This is a genomic window from Kaistia sp. SLG-1 (genome assembly GCF_059699055.1).
Genome location: NZ_AP048544.1, coordinates 1,676,787 through 1,694,802, shown reverse-complemented (window position 1 = coordinate 1,694,802; position 18,016 = coordinate 1,676,787). Strand labels below are relative to the sequence as shown.

Annotated in this window: 16 protein-coding genes; 3 read left to right on the top strand and 13 right to left on the bottom strand. The window is 64.8% G+C overall.

Translation table 11 applies throughout. The features are described from left to right. Nucleotides 1–44 precede the first annotated feature (44 nt). Both AC6HZP_RS07500 and AC6HZP_RS07495 read left to right on the top strand, forming a co-directional pair. Nucleotides 45–1,493, top strand: a complete 1,449-nt coding sequence (locus tag AC6HZP_RS07500; RefSeq protein ID WP_497526058.1) for a hypothetical protein — start codon at nt 45–47, stop codon at nt 1,491–1,493. Nucleotides 1,494–1,786: 293 nt separating this feature from the next. Continuing rightward, entirely contained in the window at nt 1,787–2,473 is a 687-nt protein-coding gene (locus AC6HZP_RS07495) for a hypothetical protein (RefSeq protein WP_497526057.1), read from the top strand. A 236-nt stretch (nt 2,474–2,709) separates the two neighbouring features. Here AC6HZP_RS07495 and AC6HZP_RS07490 read toward each other — a convergent pair whose 3' ends face one another. The 11 genes from AC6HZP_RS07490 to AC6HZP_RS07440 are packed head-to-tail and all read right to left on the bottom strand — an operon-like array spanning nt 2,710 to nt 14,672. Then, entirely contained in the window at nt 2,710–3,078 is a 369-nt protein-coding gene (locus AC6HZP_RS07490) for a DUF1937 family protein (RefSeq protein WP_497526056.1), read from the bottom strand. Between the two features lie 18 nt (nt 3,079–3,096). Then, a complete protein-coding gene (locus tag AC6HZP_RS07485; RefSeq protein ID WP_497526055.1) occupies nt 3,097–4,503 on the bottom strand; it encodes an FGGY family carbohydrate kinase in 1,407 nt (468 codons plus the stop codon). Then, nucleotides 4,503–5,729 (bottom strand): NAD(P)/FAD-dependent oxidoreductase, encoded by a 1,227-nt coding sequence (locus AC6HZP_RS07480; protein ID WP_497526054.1) that lies wholly within the window; start codon nt 5,727–5,729, stop codon nt 4,503–4,505. The genes AC6HZP_RS07485 and AC6HZP_RS07480 overlap by 1 nt, the downstream gene beginning before the upstream one ends. Beyond that, nucleotides 5,726–7,135, bottom strand: coding sequence for an NAD(P)/FAD-dependent oxidoreductase (locus AC6HZP_RS07475; RefSeq protein ID WP_497526053.1), 1,410 nt, complete (start codon nt 7,133–7,135; stop codon nt 5,726–5,728). Before AC6HZP_RS07475 ends, AC6HZP_RS07480 begins: the two co-directional genes overlap by 4 nt. Before the next feature lie 45 nt (nt 7,136–7,180). Next, complete coding sequence (locus AC6HZP_RS07470) at nt 7,181–7,915, bottom strand: SDR family NAD(P)-dependent oxidoreductase (RefSeq protein ID WP_497526052.1); 735 nt, start codon at nt 7,913–7,915, stop codon at nt 7,181–7,183. Beyond that, nucleotides 7,905–8,627 carry an SDR family NAD(P)-dependent oxidoreductase gene (locus AC6HZP_RS07465; protein WP_497526051.1) on the bottom strand — a complete coding sequence of 241 codons (723 nt, stop codon included), beginning with the start codon at nt 8,625–8,627 and terminating at the stop codon, nt 7,905–7,907. Before AC6HZP_RS07465 ends, AC6HZP_RS07470 begins: the two co-directional genes overlap by 11 nt. Before the next feature lies 1 nt (nt 8,628). Continuing rightward, nucleotides 8,629–9,525 carry a polysaccharide deacetylase family protein gene (locus AC6HZP_RS07460; RefSeq protein ID WP_497526050.1) on the bottom strand — a complete coding sequence of 299 codons (897 nt, stop codon included), beginning with the start codon at nt 9,523–9,525 and terminating at the stop codon, nt 8,629–8,631. Further along, nucleotides 9,518–11,056: a gamma-glutamyltransferase gene (locus AC6HZP_RS07455; protein ID WP_497526752.1), complete on the bottom strand. Its 1,539-nt coding sequence runs from the start codon at nt 11,054–11,056 to the stop codon at nt 9,518–9,520. The genes AC6HZP_RS07460 and AC6HZP_RS07455 overlap by 8 nt, the downstream gene beginning before the upstream one ends. Then, nucleotides 11,053–12,075 (bottom strand): ABC transporter permease, encoded by a 1,023-nt coding sequence (locus AC6HZP_RS07450; RefSeq protein ID WP_497526049.1) that lies wholly within the window; start codon nt 12,073–12,075, stop codon nt 11,053–11,055. The genes AC6HZP_RS07455 and AC6HZP_RS07450 overlap by 4 nt, the downstream gene beginning before the upstream one ends. Further along, on the bottom strand, nt 12,072–13,550 hold the full coding sequence (locus AC6HZP_RS07445) for a sugar ABC transporter ATP-binding protein (protein WP_497526048.1): 1,479 nt from the start codon (nt 13,548–13,550) through the stop codon (nt 12,072–12,074). The genes AC6HZP_RS07450 and AC6HZP_RS07445 overlap by 4 nt, the downstream gene beginning before the upstream one ends. Before the next feature lie 12 nt (nt 13,551–13,562). Beyond that, on the bottom strand, nt 13,563–14,672 hold the full coding sequence (locus tag AC6HZP_RS07440; protein WP_497526047.1) for a substrate-binding domain-containing protein: 1,110 nt from the start codon (nt 14,670–14,672) through the stop codon (nt 13,563–13,565). Between the two features lie 347 nt (nt 14,673–15,019). Between AC6HZP_RS07440 and AC6HZP_RS07435 the strand changes: the two genes are divergently transcribed. Next, nucleotides 15,020–15,796 carry a DeoR/GlpR family DNA-binding transcription regulator gene (locus AC6HZP_RS07435; protein ID WP_497526046.1) on the top strand — a complete coding sequence of 259 codons (777 nt, stop codon included), beginning with the start codon at nt 15,020–15,022 and terminating at the stop codon, nt 15,794–15,796. A 117-nt stretch (nt 15,797–15,913) separates the two neighbouring features. Here the strand turns inward: AC6HZP_RS07435 and ocd are convergent, their stop codons facing one another. Continuing rightward, nucleotides 15,914–16,954, bottom strand: coding sequence for an ornithine cyclodeaminase (ocd, locus tag AC6HZP_RS07430; RefSeq protein ID WP_497526045.1), 1,041 nt, complete (start codon nt 16,952–16,954; stop codon nt 15,914–15,916). A gap of 25 nt (nt 16,955–16,979) precedes the next feature. Beyond that, complete coding sequence (gene ctlX / locus AC6HZP_RS07425; RefSeq protein WP_497526044.1) at nt 16,980–17,930, bottom strand: citrulline utilization hydrolase CtlX; 951 nt, start codon at nt 17,928–17,930, stop codon at nt 16,980–16,982. Between the last annotated feature and the right edge of the window lie 86 nt (nt 17,931–18,016).

Genomic DNA, 18,016 nt, shown 5'->3' with positions numbered 1-18,016 from the left:
ACTGCACCTGGATAGGCCGCAACGAGGGCTTACGGACAGGACGAATGTCGATCGAATTGATGGGCTTGTTGACGATGGTAGTCGGCATCCTCGCGCTTCTGCGCGGGGAGACATTTGCCTTCAAGGCCTTCATCCTTTCGACGCTACTCGGCTCATCGGCGGCCATGATCCTGAGCGCCACCGGGGCCAGCATACAGCCAGCGCATCTGCTGCTCGGCTTCCTCGCCATCGGCGTATTCAGCAAGACCGCCAATTTTCGGGCGGCAGTCCTGCTGCTCCGCTTTCCGGGGCCCGGCTTCTGGCTGCTATGCACCTGGCTCTACGGCATCGTCGGAGCCTTCTTTTTCCCGCGTCTGCTGGCTGGCCAGTATTACGTCAATGCCATCGGGGTCAGCGCCTCTCTCGGCGGCTTCGCGCAGATCCCGCTCGGGCCGACCTCCGGCAATTTGACCCAATCCATCTATTTCACCGGCGACATGGTCTGCTTCCTTGCCGCCTCGGTCTTCGTGCAGACGCAAGCAGGCCTCAAGACCGTGACGCAGGCCCTGCTCGCCTATTGCGTCGCCAACATCCTTTTCGCTGGCCTCGACCTCGCGACGTTCTGGACCGGAACGGGCGATCTCCTCGATTTCATGCGCAACGCCACCTACACGATCTATCTCGACGCTACCTCCGGCGGCATGCGGCGCATCATCGGCTCCTTCACGGAAGCCTCGGCCTTCGCCTTTGCGACGCTGGGCGCCTTCGCTTTCTCACTGCAGCTCTGGCTCGGCGGCGTCTACACGAAGATCGCGTTCCCGGTCGCTCTCCTGTCGCTCGTGCTGCTGTTGCTGTCGACCTCGACGACAGCCTATGTGGCGTTGCCGATCTGCCTCGCCCTGCTCTACGCCGGATCGATATTGCAGCTTCTGCGCAAGGGCCGGCCGGCACCGTGGACGACCGGATTGCTGATTGTCTTTGCCCCGCTCGTGCTGGCTGCCATCGTCTGCGTCATCGCGCTCTACCAGCCCGCCCACGACGCTACCATGGACGTCCTGAACGGCATGGTGTTCCAGAAATCAGCCAGCCAATCCGGAATCGAGCGCTCGCGCTACAATGTCGAGGCGTTCAGAACCTTCACCGAGACTTTTGGCCTTGGCACTGGCATTGGCAGCGTCCGCGCGTCCAGCTTCCCGCTTGCGGCGCTGGCCAATCTCGGCGTGTTCGGCTCGGCCTGCTATGCGCTCTTCATCGCGACAGCCATGCTGCGTGGCGATGCCAGCGATGACGGCTTCACCCATGCCGCGCGTCGCGCCGCCAAGGCGGGCATGCTCGCCGCGCTGATCGCGTCATCGATTTCTGGCGCCCTGATTGATCTTGGCATGCCGTTCTTCGTCCTCTCCGCCCTCGCCTCCGCCCGCCTCCGCCCGCAGGACGCGAGCTTGGGCATTGGCGGCGCAGATCAGATGCCGCAAGCGGTCGACGCCTATCCGGCCGCCGCGGTGGGATCTTAGCCAGACCCGAGCGCCCTCCCCTGCGACGCCCCTTTTCATGACAGGCCCAACCGGCCCGCACACCGAGCGGATGAGACGATTTCCGTTAATTTAATGTTTGAAATGAATTTGCAGTGCACCATGTAGCCAGTTCTGGCGATAGAGAGCCGGCGCCAAACTGATTATCTAGATGATACTAGATTATCAGTTGGCTCTATTATCGCGGCGCGCAACAAGGCAACATGCCAGCGCTTACATATCCTCCCTCCGGAGTTTGCTTTCTTCCATTTTTCGAAGTGGCGAAGGGAACGAATATGTCGGGAACGCGATCTCAAGGCCGCCCCATTCGCGATTCAGCCGTCGGAGGCAAAGATGCAATCCTGCACGGTGTGCGCGATTTTCTCCGCGAAAACTTCGATTCCGATGTTTCCCGCAAAGGAATCGCGAGTTTTCTGAATGTAACCCCAGCGCTTATCAGCTACTATTTCCCGGATCGATACGATCTCTTAGAGAATGCGACAGTCCCAATCCTTAAGAACATCGCCGATCAAGTCGATTACATCACATCGTCAAGCGAGCCATCGCTATCGATACTGAGGAATATGATCGCATTTTATATTGAGTGCCACAGGAACGAAGACGGAATTATACAGTGCTTCTCGAACCTGGTAGTCAAATCTGACCATTATCACGGCCCCGACTACACTTTTACGATACGGGCGAAAACTAAAGACTTCATAAATCAGAAATTCGCGAATGACAGCATACTTTCTTACAAGCTAAATTCAATGGCTTGGAATATATGGTCTATCTGTCGAATCGTCATTGTTGAGGCACCTGCCGTATCGGACCCGCATCGCGCTGGAGCTATCGTTGGACCGAGCGCGACCGATCGAATTTATACGTTGCTTACGGATGGCGTCGGCCTCGACAGGCTCCCCAATCAGAACGAACAGCTCAGAGCGGAACGAACGCCTCTCACTTCAGCGCTCAGACGATGATGCCGAGCGACCAGTCAGACGGCATCCGTGGTAGGGAGCCCGACTTCGAACGCAGGATTGAGCCGCGCGGGGGGCCTAACGGCTAACGAAACAGACGCGCCGCTAACGACGCGCCCGCTCAGTCCGGAATTTACCGCGTTCAGACGGCCGATAGACCCAGCTCATGCCGTTGGCCGGCCCAGAGCATCGGCGCAAGACGGGAAAGCCCGATCGTCCTCGGCGTCCCATCCTTCTCACTAGATCGCCGGCACCGCGAATTCCTCTTCCACCTCGCTCCAGAGCGAGACGCGCAACCCCCTTTCGGCGAAGAAGTCCATTTCGCGCCTGACGCCGCTGCTTTCCTGCCAGCCGGGGCCGTCGATCACGACGATTTCGGTCATCGCTTCCATGAACGCCCGATCGATCGGCGCCCAGAGCTGGCCGATACCGGCGCGGTCGAGATCGGGCAGATGCGCGTTGATCGGGTGCGACATCGAGATCTGGCTGAACACGACCGAGCCGCTACGCGCAATCCTGGCGGCAACCGCATTGGCCTCCTCGAACCGGCTCTGGACGACCTCGCGATCGGAATGGCCATAGGGGCCGGCGAGGAAGATCTTTCGCATGCACATTGTCTCCGTGATTTATGCGGGGGCGGAGTTGGTCCGCCAGCCCCGCGCCTTTTTGATTGCCGACGCGAAGCGCGCGCGGTCCTGTTCCGATATCGAGCCATCGGCGTGGTAGATCGCCCGCTGGGAACGGCCGGCTTCGACGTCGAGCCCCCCGAGTTCGGCAAGTCCGAGCGCCGTCAATTCATGCATTTTGGGCACGGCGATGGTGCGTCCCGACGCCGACGCAAGGAACTGAGCGAAATATCGGCTCTGTGAGAGCCCGCCATCGATGGAAATGACGGGACCGAGCGTCGTGACCTTGGCGGCGGCATCGATCAGGCCGGCCGTGAGCATGGCGATGCCTTCGAGCACCGCCCGGGCGAGATCGCGCCGATTCGTGGCATGATCCATGCCGATGAACAGCGGGGCCGCGTCACGATCCCAGTATGGCGCCGCGAGCCCGGAGAGCGCGGGAACGAAGACGATGCCGCGGCTGAGGGCGGACGGTCCGTCGAAGGCGTTCAGCTCCTTTGGATCCCCATAGAACCCCAGCCTGCGGGCCCATTCCAGCGCCGCGCCCGCGTCGTACACGCCGCCTTCCAACGCAAAGGTCGCCGCGCCACGGCGGGACCAGGCGACGGTCGGCAGAAGATCGCCCGGAACGGGCCGGCTCGCGCCGGAAACCGCGAGAAGGAAGGCGCCGGTACCGAAGGTAATCTTGCAATCGCCGGGATAGCGGCAGCCATGGCCGAAAAGCGCCGCCTGCTGGTCGACGATCGAAGCCCTGACGGGGATGCCACTGATCTCGCCGAATTGGCCATCGACACTCCGGATTTCAGGCAGACATTCGCGGGGCACGCCGTGCAGCGCGCAGAGCTCGTCGCTCCACGTGCCCGTGGCGAGATCCAGCAATCCGGTGCGCGACGCCGTCGCCAGATCGGTGGCGAAGGTGCCGGCCAGGGCATCGAGAAAGAAGGCATCCGTCGTGCCCAACCGCAGCCGACCAGCGCCGAAAGCCTCCGCGACCGCAGGGCTGTTCCGCAGCAACCAGGCCAGCTTGCTGGCCGAGAAATAGGGGTCGAGCGGCAACCCCGACACCTGCCGCGAGAGTGCATGCGACGCCGCGTCCAGGCCGGCGAGATGTTGCGCCGTTCGCGCATCCTGCCAGACGATCACCGGCGAGAGCGGCCGGCGCGTTTCAGCTTCCCAGGCCAGGCAGCTCTCGCCTTGGTTAGCGATGCCGATCGCATCCACAGGACCGGCCGCGTTCAGCACCGAGCGAACATTGCCGAGCAGTTCTTCCGGGTCATGTTCGACCCATCCCGCGCGCGGATGCTTCTGGCCGTGCTTGAGGCTGGCGGCCAAAGTCCAATCGCCGCCATCCCTCACGACCAGACACCGTGTCGAGGTCGTGCCCTGATCGATCGCCGCAAAACGCATCAGGCGGCCTCCTCGAACGCGAAATGCACCTGCTTGGCCCGGCTCACCCCGTCGGGCATCGGGACGAGGATCCGCGACTCCGGCTTCCAAAGGCTCCGCTGCCGCCACACGGTGCTTCCATCCAACTGGAGGGACAGCGTGCCACGAGCGTGGCGGGCGAAGCGCAGCTGGAACTTCTTCAGCCCGCCCGGCAGCGTCGCGCCGTTGCGGATCAGGTTCGGGACGATGAGCTTGATCGCTTCATCGTGCGTGACGCGCACCGGCGTAACGTCGGAAACATCATGGCCGAGGTCAGCGGCCAGCGCCTCGCCGACCGCGCGCCCCTCCCGGAAGGCCCACCCGCCGGTTTCAACGGCCCGGAGCACATTGCCGGCGGCGAAATAGTGCGGGTTGGCGCAGCGGCCGTACTGGTCCACGGCGGGTCCCGAACTGCCCCAATCCAGCTCCAGGCCGGAAGTCTGGAACAGCGACGCTTCCGGCGTGAACCGTCCCGAGAACAGGATGCCGTCGCAGGCCAAAGTCTCCTCAACGCCGCCGCGCCGGATCTTCACGGCCTCCACCCTGCCCCCGCCCAGGATATCGACGATCTGGGCGTCGCGATGGAAGGGAATGCCGACAAGGGTGGGAAACCAGCCATACGGGGCGCCAGCGAGAGCCTGCGGACCCGGCTCGAGCACGGCGACCGGACGGGCTCCGTGGCTGAGACAGGTCAGGATCGCAGACTGGGTCACCAGTTCCGAGCCGACGATGACCGGCCGCTTGAACGGCATCAGTCCGTGGAACGCGACATAGGCTTGCAGGGCGCCCGTGGTGAGAACGCCGACGGGACGGTCGCCCGTCACCAGGCGGCCGGCGCGCGTGGTTTCCCGCACGCCGGTCGTGACCAGCACGCGCCGCGCCGAGAGGGTTTCGAGCCCGGCATGGTTGGCCACGAGCAGCTTGCCGTCCTCGGCCATGCTCGCGACGGAATGCCCGAAGCGAACATCGATGTCATGTCGCCGGGCCTCCAGTTCGAGCCGCCGGCCATAGGCGGCGCCGAGATAGACACGACCGAATTCGAGCATGCCGAAGGGCGAATGGCTGCAATGGCGCGTCGCCCCGCCCAGCGACTGTTCGCGTTCCAGGAGCGTGACCGATCGCACTCCGGCCTTCCGCATGGCGATGGCCGCGGCGACGCCGGATGGTCCGCCGCCGACGATGACAACATCCGCTTCCGAGCCGCTCATTTTCCGGCCTCCGCTTCCAGGGCCAGGGGAACGGTGAGCAAGCCCTTGGTCATCTCCGCGAGCCGGGCATTGCAATAGAAGCCCTGGCATCGGCCCATGCCGGCGCGCGTGCGCCGGCGCAGGCCGCCGAAATCGCCGGGCGGCAAGGCGCTGTTCAGCGCCGCCTCGATCTCGCGCCGCGTGACCATTTCACAATGGCAGACGATCTCGCCGTGACCCTCGGACTGCCAGTCGCGCGGATGGGTTTCGGCCAGGTTCGGCATCTGGATCGCGGGAGCGATCCTCGCTTCGAGCGCGGCGCTGCCGGAGGCGACATAAAGGTCGAGCGCATGCTGGGCGAGGCCGAGAGCGGAGCTGAGCCCCGTCGAGCGAATGCCGCCCAGCGTCGCCGCCCTCACGTCCGGGCGATCGATCACTCGATATTCCTTCTTCTCGCTGGCGGGGCGAAGGCCGGCATAGACCGCCGTCACGGGGATATTGGCGAGGCCCGGAACAAGGCGGCTGCCATGCGCCACGAGCGCCGCCAGTGTGTCGTGCTCGACGGTCGCGCGGACACGATCGTCCTGCTCCTCGGCCGTCGGACCGACAAGCACGTTGCCGAAGGCCGTTGGGCAGACCACGATCCCCTTGGTGATCTCGTTGGGCACCGGCAGGATGATGGTCTTCAGCTGTCGCGACGCCGCCTTGTCCAGCACGACGAACTGGCCCTTGCGTGGCCGGATCGTGAAGGCGGGCTCAAGGCCCAGCCGCGCATCGACGATGTCGCCGTAGAGGCCGGCGGCATTGACCACATATCCGGCGCGAACCGCGCCCTTATTGGTTTCGAGGCGCCACTCGCCGTCGAAGCGGCCCGACAGGACTTCGCACTGACGCAGCACGACAGCGCCAAGCGCGATGGCCTGGCTGATATAGGCGAGCGGCGCCGACCATGGATCGATCACGTGCTCATCGAACACATACAGCGCGGCCAGGAGCCCGTCCGACAGACCCGGCTCCACCTGGCGTGCCTCGGCCGCCGTCAGCAATCTCAGTCGATCGACGCCGTTTCTGCGCCCCTGCTCGGCGATCTCGGCAAGCTTTTCGGCTTCGGATCGGATCCAGGCGCAGACCAGCGCGCCCGTCTCGACCAGCGGCAGGTTCAAGCCGCCGCTGATATCGAGATATTCCTGCCGCCCCGCCTGCACGAGCTTGAGTTCAAGGCTGCCTTCGGGTGCATCGAACCCAGTGTGGAGGATGGCGCTGTTGGCCTTGGAGGCCCCGGAAAGAATATCGGCGCCCTTCTCGATCACCACGACCTTTGCGCCGGCGAGGGCGAAGCGGCGTGCGACGGCGCAACCCACCACGCCGGCGCCGATGACGGCGACGTCGAAGCTTTCGTTGGGGGCGTGCGATTGGAGGGTTGTCACCACGAATATTCCTGGATTGCAGAACGGGCGATCGGAAGTGATGGGCTATGCCGTGGCGGCGCCGTCGACGGCCAGTTCCGCGCCGCTGATGTAGGCGGCCTCCGGGCTGGCGAGAAAGGCGACCGCCGCGGCTACTTCCGCGGGCTCCCCCAGCCGCCCGGCGGGAATGCCGGCCCTGAGTTCGGCCAAAAGCTCCGGGGTGTTTTCGTAGGCCATGGGCGTCTCGCAGAGACCCGGATGGATCGAGTTGACCCGGATGCCATATTGCGCGAGCTCGACCGCGGCGACCTTGGTCATGCCACGCACGGCCCATTTCGTGGACGCATAGGCGATGGTCCCAGCATAACCACGCAGCCCGCCGGTCGAGGAGATGTTGATGATCACCCCTCCCTTGCGCCTGCGCATGGGCGCGACCGCGGCCTGGATCCCGAGGAAGACGCCGAGCTGGTTGACCGCGAAGACACGCTGATAGCCGTCGATGGTCTGGTCGGCGATCACCTTGGGATCATAGATCGCGGCGTTGTTCACCAGCAGATCGAGACCACCAAAGGCGTCGAGCGCATGCTTCATGAGGCTCACCCAATCCGCCTCAACGGCGACGTCTGCGGGAAGCCCCACGCAGCCACCGCCGATGTCCCGCGCCACCAACTCGATCCGTTCCGCGTCGATATCGGCCAGGATCAGCTGATAGCCGGAAGCAACCAGCTTGCGAGCGATGGCATTGCCGAGGCCCGAGCCTGCGCCCGTGACCAGGGCGACCGGCTTTCTGTCATTGGGCAAGATAGCCTCCGTCGATCGGAAGCTGGACACCCGTTACATAGCTGGCCGCATCGCTGGCCAGGAATGCCACGCCGTTCGCGACTTCTTCGGCGGTGCCAATCCGACCGAGCGGCGTCAGAGAAATCGTATGCGCCTGACCGCCGCCATCCCGAGCGCGCGCCATGGGAGTATCGATCAGACCCGGATGGATCGAATTGACCCGGATCTTGTCCTTGGCATAGGTCAGCGCTGCATTCCGCGCCATCATCGTGACGGCGCCCTTGCTGGCGTGATAGGCGGCGATGCCCGCGACCGCATTGATGCCGAAGATCGAGGAAATCAGCACGATGCTGCCGCCTCCCCCCGCCTTCATGACCGGGATCAGGGCGCGCAATCCGTACATCAGACCGGTCTGATTGACGGCGATGACGTTGTGCCAGACCTCGTCGCTGGCGGCGTCGAGATCTTCATAGGCCGTGATGCCGGCAGCCCCGACGAAGATATCGATGCGACCGAATTGCTCGACGACGGCGGCGATCAACTTTTGCCACTGGTCGTTGTCGCGCACGTCGAGCACGCGATAGTCGATGTCAGGCTCCGAATAGGTCGGCGCCTCCGGCTTGATATCGAGCGCAATGACGGTCGCGCCCTGCCGCGAAAGGACTTCGGCCGAAGCCTTGCCGATGCCGCCAAATGCACCGGTGACGAGGGCGACCTTGCCATCCACGCGCATGTCAGCTCTCCCATGCCGAAGAGCGAGCCTCGCCGGCGCCCTTGGGAAGGCTGGGGGTGCGGCCCTTGCGCCAGTGACGCGCATAGTCCTGCATGGTGGTGAAGCTCACGCCCGGATGCTGCGCGACATGCTCGATGAACTGCTCGAGCATCAGCATCCGGTATCCGCGTCCGATCACCTGCGGATGCATGGTGATGGTGAGCAGGCCGCTGCCGATATGGTTGTAGAGATAGTCGAACTCGCCCTTCCAGACGGTCAGCGGATCGTTGGGATTGCGCAGGCCGGTCATGCCGTGGGTGGGCGTGATGATGTATTCGAAATACGGCCAGTCATCGAGATGCCAGGCGACCGGCAGCTCCACGAGGTCGACCGGCTTGCCGAAGCGAAATTCCTCGGTCCTGGACCACTCGTCGCCAACCCGGCACCAGTAGGGCTCGAAATCGGAACCCATCATGCTGCTTTCATATTCGAAGCCGAATTCGAGCAGCAGCGGAATGGTGGTGGGGGCATTGTCCCAGGCTGGCGAGCGGTAGCCGACCGGACGGACGCCCGCCACCTTGTCGAGCGCCTCGAGCCCCCTCTCCATGACGCGGCGTTCTTCGTCCGGCGAAAGCGTGATCGGGTTCTCGTGCACCCAGCCGTGATGGCCGATCTCGTGGCCGCCATCGCGGATGGCGCGAACGTCATCGGGAAAGGACAGCGCGGCATGGCCGGGGGTGAAGAACGTGCCCTTGGCGTTGTGCTTCTCCAGCAGCGCCAGGATGCGGCGCGCCCCGATCGGACAGAATTCGCCTCGCGACAACATGCTCGGAGAGGTCGCGCCGAACGTGCCGATCCAGGTCGAATAGATGTCGAAATCAAACGTCAACGCGATGCGGACGTCTTTGCTCTCACTCATCGAAGAAGCCTCCACTCATGTCCCAGGAACTCATGGCGCGCTGGTCGTAGCCGGCGGCGAGATCGCCGGTACGGGTGTCCACGCTGGCCATGAAAGCGCGAGCCGAATTGAGGGTCGTCGGACCATGATAGACCCGCTCAACCGGCCCCTCTGCCGCAAGCGCCGAAAAGACGGCTTCGGGAAGGCGGTGATCGACCTGCACGGCGGCGATGCTGTCTGCGTGAATGCGCGGGCGATTGACCGCGGCCTGCGGGGCATCGCCATAGCGCAGGCGATTGTCGACGATCTGCGCGACCGCGCTGATGATGCGACGGGCCCCGAGCGCGCCGACGGCGAAGCGCCGGGTCCTGGTGCCATTCATCGCGATCATCGGGCTGACGGCCATGAGGGCGCGCCGACCGCCCTCGATGGAATTGGCCCGCCCGGCCTCGGGATCGAACCACATCATGCCGTTGTTCAGGAAGAAGCCGAACGGCGAGACGCCCATCTGCGCGCCATAAAGCGACAGCAGCGTCTGCGTCAGGCTCACGACGGTGCCATCGGTGGCGGCGATGGAAAAATGCGTGGTCGCCGTGGACGGGCCGTTGGCCGCGCCCTCCCCCGACAGAACCGACAGACGCCTGCGGAAGGCATCTCGGGAACTGCGGGCGAAATCGACATAGCGGGAGGGATCGGCAGCGCGAGCGGCGGCGGGCGCGAGGCCGGAAAGGATGTCCCAGGCGGAGACCGCTCCGGACGGCTTCGGCGAACCATAAATGGCCCAGCCGTGGAAATCGCCATAGGCGGGCACGTCGCGAAGAAGCCGATCCTCGCCGAAGCCAAAGTCTTCTTCTGCGAGGATGCCGCCATCGGCCCGGACGGCTTCGACGATCGCCGCGGTAATCTCGCCGCCCGCCAGCATCGGCGCGGCGCCGTCCCTTGCGATCAGGTCGAGCGCGTCGGCGAGCCCCGGGTTGAGAAGCACCCGCGGATTGCCGTCGATCGGGGCATTGATGCCGCCATCGTAGAAGAGCTCGCGCGCCAACCGATCGCGTTCGAAAGTCGGCCGCTCATGCACCAGCACGGCGGCGGTGAAGTGATCCAGGATCGTGCCTTTCCTGGCGAGATCAATCGCCGGGCGAACCAGATCGGACCAAGGCATGCGGCCATAGCGTGCGTGCAGCAGATAGAGCGCCGGCACGATCTGCGGCGCGGTCACCGATCGCGCGCCGTAGATGTTGGCGTCATTAGCAACCCTGCGCCAGGCGTAGAGTCCTTCCGCGTCGCCCACCACGTCGAACATCTCCGGCGTCGCAGCCAGGGGAGCGCGGGCGGCGGCATCGACGACGACGACCTCGCCGCTCGGCTGACCGACGACGATCTCGCCCACGCCGCCGATGCCGCTCATATAGGGTTCGGCGACGCCCAGCGCGAAGGACGTGGCGACCGCCGCGTCGATCGCATTGCCGCCGGCCTCGAGCACGGCGGTGCCGATGCCGATCGCCTCTTGACGCGAGGCGGCAACGATCCCTTTCTTGGCACGAGCGATCATTTTGCGCCGCTCGCACGACGGGCCGCGCCGCGGGTCCGGGTCAGGTAGCCGGACAGGGCGACGGCGAGCAGAAGCATGGCGCCGTTGAAGAGATCCTGCACCCAGGGCGCAAAGCCAAGCTGCTGCAGCCCGCTGACGCCGGCCCCAAGCAGATAGACGCCCACCAGCGTGCCCCACACGTTGAAGCGGCCGGGCGTGATGGTCGTGGCGCCCAGAAACGCGCCGGCATAGGCGGGCAGCAGATAGCCGGCGGCGGCGAGAGGCTGGCCCGAGCCGAGCTGGCTGCCGCTGATGATGGCGCCGAGCGATGCCAGGACGCCGGCAAGCACAAAGGCCAGGGTCAGCGACTTGCCGATGCTGATGCCTGCCAGACGGGCCGCGGCCCGATTGCCGCCGACGGCACGCATGTGGCGGCCCGCGGTCGTGTATTCGAACAGGAAGAACAGGACCAGCGCGGCGACGACGACGTACCAGACCGGCATGGAGATTCCGAGCGGGGAAGCCTGCGCGAGGGCGTAGAAGGGGTCGGGCAGGATGCCCGTCACCACCATGCCGCCGGAATAGCCGACGGCCAATCCGCCCACCACGGTGGAAACGCCCATGGTGGTGACGAACGAGCTCACCTGCATACGCACGGTCATGAACGCATTCGCGAGGCCGGCCGCCAGGCCGATCGCTAGCACGATCGCGCAGGATGCCCACCAGGGCAGGCCGGAATTGGCCACAAGCCCGATCACCAGCACCTGGCAAAGCCCCAGCACCGAGGCGAAGGAGAGGTCAAACTCGCCGACGATCAGGACGCCGAGGATCGACAGGGCGAGCAGTGCGACGATCGCCTGCGACGTGGCGATCGACATAAGATTCTGCACGGTCAGATAGGTGTTGGGGCGCAGGACGGCGAATATGCCGATCATGACGAGGACCACGATCACCAGGCCATAGCGGCTGATGACGGCGTCCAGCAGCTGCGTGCCCGAACGCCTCGGTTGCGAGTTCAGAGGCTGGATGATGTCGGTCATGCTGCTTCCTCTTGGGCCAGAGCGACGATCTGCTCGGGGTCGAAGGGTTGTTCGGTCAGGGTGTGGGTGATGCGGCCCGTCTTGAAGATCTCGACGCGATCGCAGACGGCGGCCACCTCGTCATGGTCCGACGAAGTGACGATGAAGCTGACGCCCTTGGCCGCTTCCCGGCGCATCAGGTCGTAGAGCGCGTAGCGGGTCGGCATGTCCACGCCCGCCGTCGGGTCGTCGAGAATGACGAGCTTGGGGCTGCTCTCGAAGCCGCGGGCGAAGACGAGTTTTTGCGCGTTGCCGCCGGACAGCTCGCCGATCAGCTTATCGGCTTGCCGGGGTCGGATGTCGTAATTGGCGATGGTCCGCCCGATATGGGCGCTTTCCTTGGCCGGACTGCGCACCCAGCTGGAAATGCTGGTCCTCGGCGGATGGATGAAGAGGTTTTCCTTGAGCGTCAGATTGCGGACGATCGCCGCGTCACGGTCGCCGGTGACGAAGGCAATGCCGGCCTTGATCGCGGCGTCGATGCGGCGCGGGCGATAGGCCGACCCATCCAGCGTCACGTCGCCGGAAAAGGGAATGACCGCCGCCAGCGCGCGACCGAGCATTTCCTGCCCCGCCCCGCGAAGGCCGACGCAACCGACGATCTCGCCGCGACCGACCGTCAGGTCGAGACCGGCAATGCCCTGACAATGCAGGCCGCGCACGGTGAGCATGGCCGGGCCGCTGAAAGCACGGCTCGTCGCGCGCCCGTGCTCGACCGCCTCGGAGCCGATCATGTGCTCGACCAGCTTGGCTTCGTTGAGGCCGTCGACGGGACCAGAAAAGCTCAGCGCGCCATCGCGGACCACCGTCACGGTATCGGCGATATCCAGGATTTCGCGCAGGCGATGGCTGACATAGATCATCCCCATGCCCTGCGCCTGCAGGCGCTTCAGCACGGCGAAAAGCTTGCTGACGTCGCTGCCCGGAAGGGTGGCGGTCGGCTCGTCCAGCACCAGCACCTTGGCATTGAGACGGACGGCGCGGGCGATGGCGACGAGGGCGCGGTCGGCGATCGCGAGCTGCTCGATCGGCAGTTCGGGATCGAATTCGGCGCCGATGACCGCCAGGCTCTCGCGGGCCATCGCGACGACCGCCTTCCAGTCGATCGCGCCGAAGCGGCGAGGATAGTCGCTGCCCAGAATAACATTCTCGGCGGCGCTCATTCCGGGAATGAGACCAAGATCCTGATGGATGAAGGCGATGGACGGCTGATCCGCGGACGCGCCATCAATGTAGAGCTCGCCGCCATCGGGCTGGTAGAGCCCGGCCAGGATCTTGATGAAGGTCGACTTCCCCGCCCCGTTCTCGCCGATCAGGGCGTGAATGCTGCCCGGCATCAGGGCGAAGTCGAACGCTTTGAGCGCCTGGGTGGCCCCAAAGGTCTTCGTGACCTGTCGTGCGGTCAGAAGCGGCCGGGTGTTCAAAGCGTCCAACATGCTCGTCGCTCCTTACTGGCCCTTGCCCCAGAGACGGAGGTACTCAGCCTTGTAGTCGAAGGTCGCCACATCTTCGGCCAGACCCGAGCCGGTGCAGGTTTCCTTTGTGGAGAGGAACGCGGGAACCGCCTGATTGGCTGCCGGCTGGCCGGCGAAGGCGCGGTTCAGCTGATCGACGGCGCCCCAGCCGGTCCAGGCGAGCATGGTCACGGCGATGGCCGAGACACTGCCCTGCTGGCACAGCTGGACCTGCTGCTTGTTGCCGTCATATCCGAGAACCTTGATGTCGGTGCGGCCGGCGGCGCGCAGCGCCGGGACGACGAGACCATCCACCGTGCCGAACGGCGCGACGATGTATTGGACGTCGTTGCCGAAACGGGCGACGAGGCTCTGCACCTGCTGCTGCATCGTGGCGGGGTTGGTGGCCTGCTGAATCGTCAGGCCGACCTGGTCGAGGACCTTGCAGCCAACGCATTTGGCGAGAGTCGCGGCCACGGTATCCTGGCGATCCTTGACGCCGGGGAACTCGTCATCACGCAGAATGACCACGCCGGCCTTGCCCTGGCTGTCGGCGATGATCCAGTCGGCTAGCATCTTGCCCTGGTCGACCCACTGATGCTCGACATTGCCGAAGACCAGCGGATCCTTGGAGACGATATCGGCGGCGTTGATGACGGGGATCTTGGCGGCCGCCGCATAGCGCAGGCCATCCTGCACAAGCGAGGTGGGGAGCGAAATGTTGATGATGCCGTGGCTGCCGCTGTTCACTGCCGAGCGGATCGAAGCGTTGTAGATGCCCGGGTCGCCCTTGCCGTCAATGATCGTGGCCTTCCACCCGAGGGCTTGCGCCGCCTCCAGCGCGGACTGGGCGTCGACGCTGCAGTTGGAAGCCTGTGCGCAGGAAATGATGGTGATGGTCTTGCCTTCCGCGGCCGCCGGCGAGGTGGTCGGGCCGGGCCAGGTAGAGGGCAATTGCTTGGCTGCGGCGACGGCCTCCTTGGCCGCGGCCAGGACCGCAGGATCCGTCTCCGCGGCATGGGCGGATGCGACGGTCGACAAGCCGGCTGCGAATGCCACCGTGGCCATCAGGCCGCGGACCGCGCGTCGGGTATTGGCGGACATTGAACTCTCCCTTGCTTAGCGCACCCCTTATGCGCTGAGCACATTCCAACTCATCATGCCCGAACGGTCAACATGAATCTGTCATTTTTGCCCGAAAGAGCAAAATGAACGACCGAACGTGAACGATACGCCAATGGTCGCAGACGCTTAGCAGGACCGCCGCCCGTCTGGCCTCGCCCACCCCAAGGCGCTGATCTGGGGATAACGGCCACCGGGAGTGCTCCTCGGCCGCAGTATTGGGCCACGAAACGCTGGGATGGCGGCCCGCTAGCGTTATTTTTGTGACCGAATGTTGCCTATTCGGTCATCACGGTGCACGTTAGGCGGGCCGTATCCACAAACCGAGGATGTGCACAGTGCGTCCGAATGAACGCCAGGAAGAAATCGTCAAGCTTGTCCTCAGCCAGGGCGAGGTCAGCGTCGACGATCTCGCCGCCCGGCTAGGCATGTCCAAGGAAACCGTGCGACGCGATCTTGTTGTGCTCGATTCCATTGGCCGCGTGCACAAGTTCCATGGCGGCGCACGCATTCCGCTTTCGGCGCCTGATGCCACGGTGGAGGGGCCCTTCGCCACGCGCATGGGGGAGAGTCTGAGCGCGAAGCGCAAGATCGCCCAAGCGGCGGCCGCTCTGCTGCGCCCCGGGGACTCACTCTTCATCGATACCGGCACGACCACGCTGGTCCTGGCCGAGGCGATATTGTCTTGCAACGGCCTGACCGTCATCACCAACAGCTCGCGGATCGCTGCGACCGTCGCGGCCAACCCGGAAAACAAGGTGTTCCTGCTGGGGGGGGCCTACAGTCCAGACGCCTCCGAAACCGTGGGGCCGCTCGCCGTCGAGCAGATTGGCCGCTTCCGCGCCCACCACGCCTTCCTGACGGTCGGCGCCGTCGACAAGGCGGGCGTTTTTGACTTCGACGAGAGGGAAGCCCAGATCGCCCGAGCGATGATCGACCGTGTCGAGAGCGTCACGGTGCTGGCAGACAGCACCAAGTACTACAAGCGCGGCATATTCGAGCTTGCAAGTTGGGCAGACGTGGACCGCCTGGTGTCGGATGCAGCTCCTCCCGACGAGGTTGCCGAGGCTATTCGTCGAGGTCGCGCCGAGGTGCTTATCGCGTAGCGGCGGATTGAGGGCGCCGCCGTCAGCCAGCGATGCGTTCGGCCTCCGGACACGGGCGGGCCACGCGGGTGGAAAGTCGCCTGTCTGCTGCGGCGCAAGTATCCGAAAGCGCCTCCCTTAGGCTGCTGCGCGCAGCAGCATGCCGAAGAGATCGCGGGGGTCGTCGGGGTCGGCGAGAAGGTCGAGTTCTTCGTAGAGGGTCGTGCCCGCCAGCTTGTCGCGGACATAGCGCAGGGCCGAGAAGTCCTCGGTGGCGAAGCCGACGGAGTCGAACAGGGTGATCTGCCGCCCGTCGGTTCGGCCTCGCGCTTCGCCGACAATGACGCGCCAGAGCTCCGTCACCGGGTGGTCGGGTGAGAGCTGCTGGATCTCGCCCTCGATGCGCGTCTGCGGCGGGTATTCCACGAAGATGTCGGAGCGACGCAAAATGGCGGCCTGCAGCTCGGTCTTGCCCGGGCAGTCGCCGCCGACCGCGTTGATATGGATTCCCGCGCCGACGAGATTGTCGGTGAGGATCGTCGCGTACTGCTTGTCCGCCGTGACGGTGGTGACGATCTCGGCGCCTTGTACCGCTTCCTCCGTCCCTTCGCAGATCGCAATGTCGAAGCCGAAGCTCTGGAGGTTGAGCCGGCATTTCTCGCTGGCCGCACGATCGATGTCGTACAGGCGCAAGCGATCGACGCCGATCAGCGCCTTCATCGCCAGAGCCTGGAACTCGGCCTGCGCGCCGTTGCCTATGATCGCCATGGTCCGCGCGCCCTTCGGCGCCAGGTGCCGGGCGGCGACGGCCGAGGTCGCGGCGGTGCGCAGCGCGGTCAGGATCGTCATTTCGGTGAGGAGAACAGGATAGCCGTTGGCGACATCCGCCAGGACGCCGAAGGCCGTCACGGTCTGGCGACCGTCGCGCGTGTTCTTCGGGTGGCCGTTCACATACTTGAACCCGTAGGCCGCACCATCGGAGGTCGGCATCAGCTCGATCACCCCGTCCGGCGAATGGGCGGCGACACGCGCCACCTTGTCGAAGCTCTCCCAGCGTCGGAAGTCGTCCTCGACATAGGCGCAGAGTTCCAGAAGGAAGCGCTCGATGCCGATCGACAGCACGAGCTTCATCATGTGGTCGACGCTCACGAAGGGAACGACGTTCAGCTTGGGGTTCATGGCTCTCGTTTCCACTTCAGGGAGGTCAGCCGAGCGAAGCCGTCGGCTCGGAACGCGCGGCGAGATGGATGCCGGCAAGCATGCAGCGCACCGAACCACCCGCGAGCTCGACCGTCGGAACGTCGAGGGCAAGCAGGGGCGTGACGGCTTCGATGCTTGCGCGCTGCTCCGGCGTCAGCGAGGCCGCGGCGCGCGATGAGATCGCGAGAAACCGCCCCTTGCTGCCGCGAAGTTCGAGCGCGTTGCCGGCGAACTCGGCGATCTGCGAGTGGCTCAGCGGCACGACGATGCGGCCGGTTTCCTCCAGCCGCGCGCGGATTTCGGCCCGGCGCGCGTCTCCAACGATCGAGTCGAGGCCGACCAGCGCGATCTCGGTGCCGACGCACATGATGACGTTGGTATGGTAGATCTTCGCGCCGTTCGCATCGGCGGCTTCGAACAGCATGGGCTCGAAGTTGAAATGCGTGCAGAAGCGCTCTAGCGCGACCTCGTTGGTGCGGTTCGAGCGCGCCGCATAGGCGATGCGGCCGATATGGTCGAGCACCATCGCGCCTGTGCCTTCCAGGAAGACATTGTCGGGCTCGAGGCCGGAATAATCGATGACGTCCTGCACGCGGTAACGCTGCTTCAGCATCTCGATGACGTCGGAGCGGCGCTCGCGGCGCCGGCTCGGATTGAACATCGGATAGATCGCGACATGCCCGCCGGCATGGGTCGAGAACCAGTTGTTCGGAAAGACCGAGTCCGGCGTCGCGGTGCTCTCGTCCTCGAAGAGATGGACGGTGACGCCGGCTTCGCGCAGGCGCCCGGCCATGCGCGTCACCTCGTCGAAGGCCGCTTCCGCGATCTCGCCACGGGTGCGAAAGCCGTCCGCCGACTGGAAGACGTTGTCCGCCGCCGTTTCGGGATTGGGCGTGAAATGGTGGGGACGGATCATCACGACGCCCGATGGCGCCTGGACTGCGAAACCGCTCATGGAACTCGTTTCAGAAGGGTTGGAGAAGGCTGGAAAGACCACAGGATAGGCGCGCAAAATGCCGTTAGAAATGTCAATGATGGCGA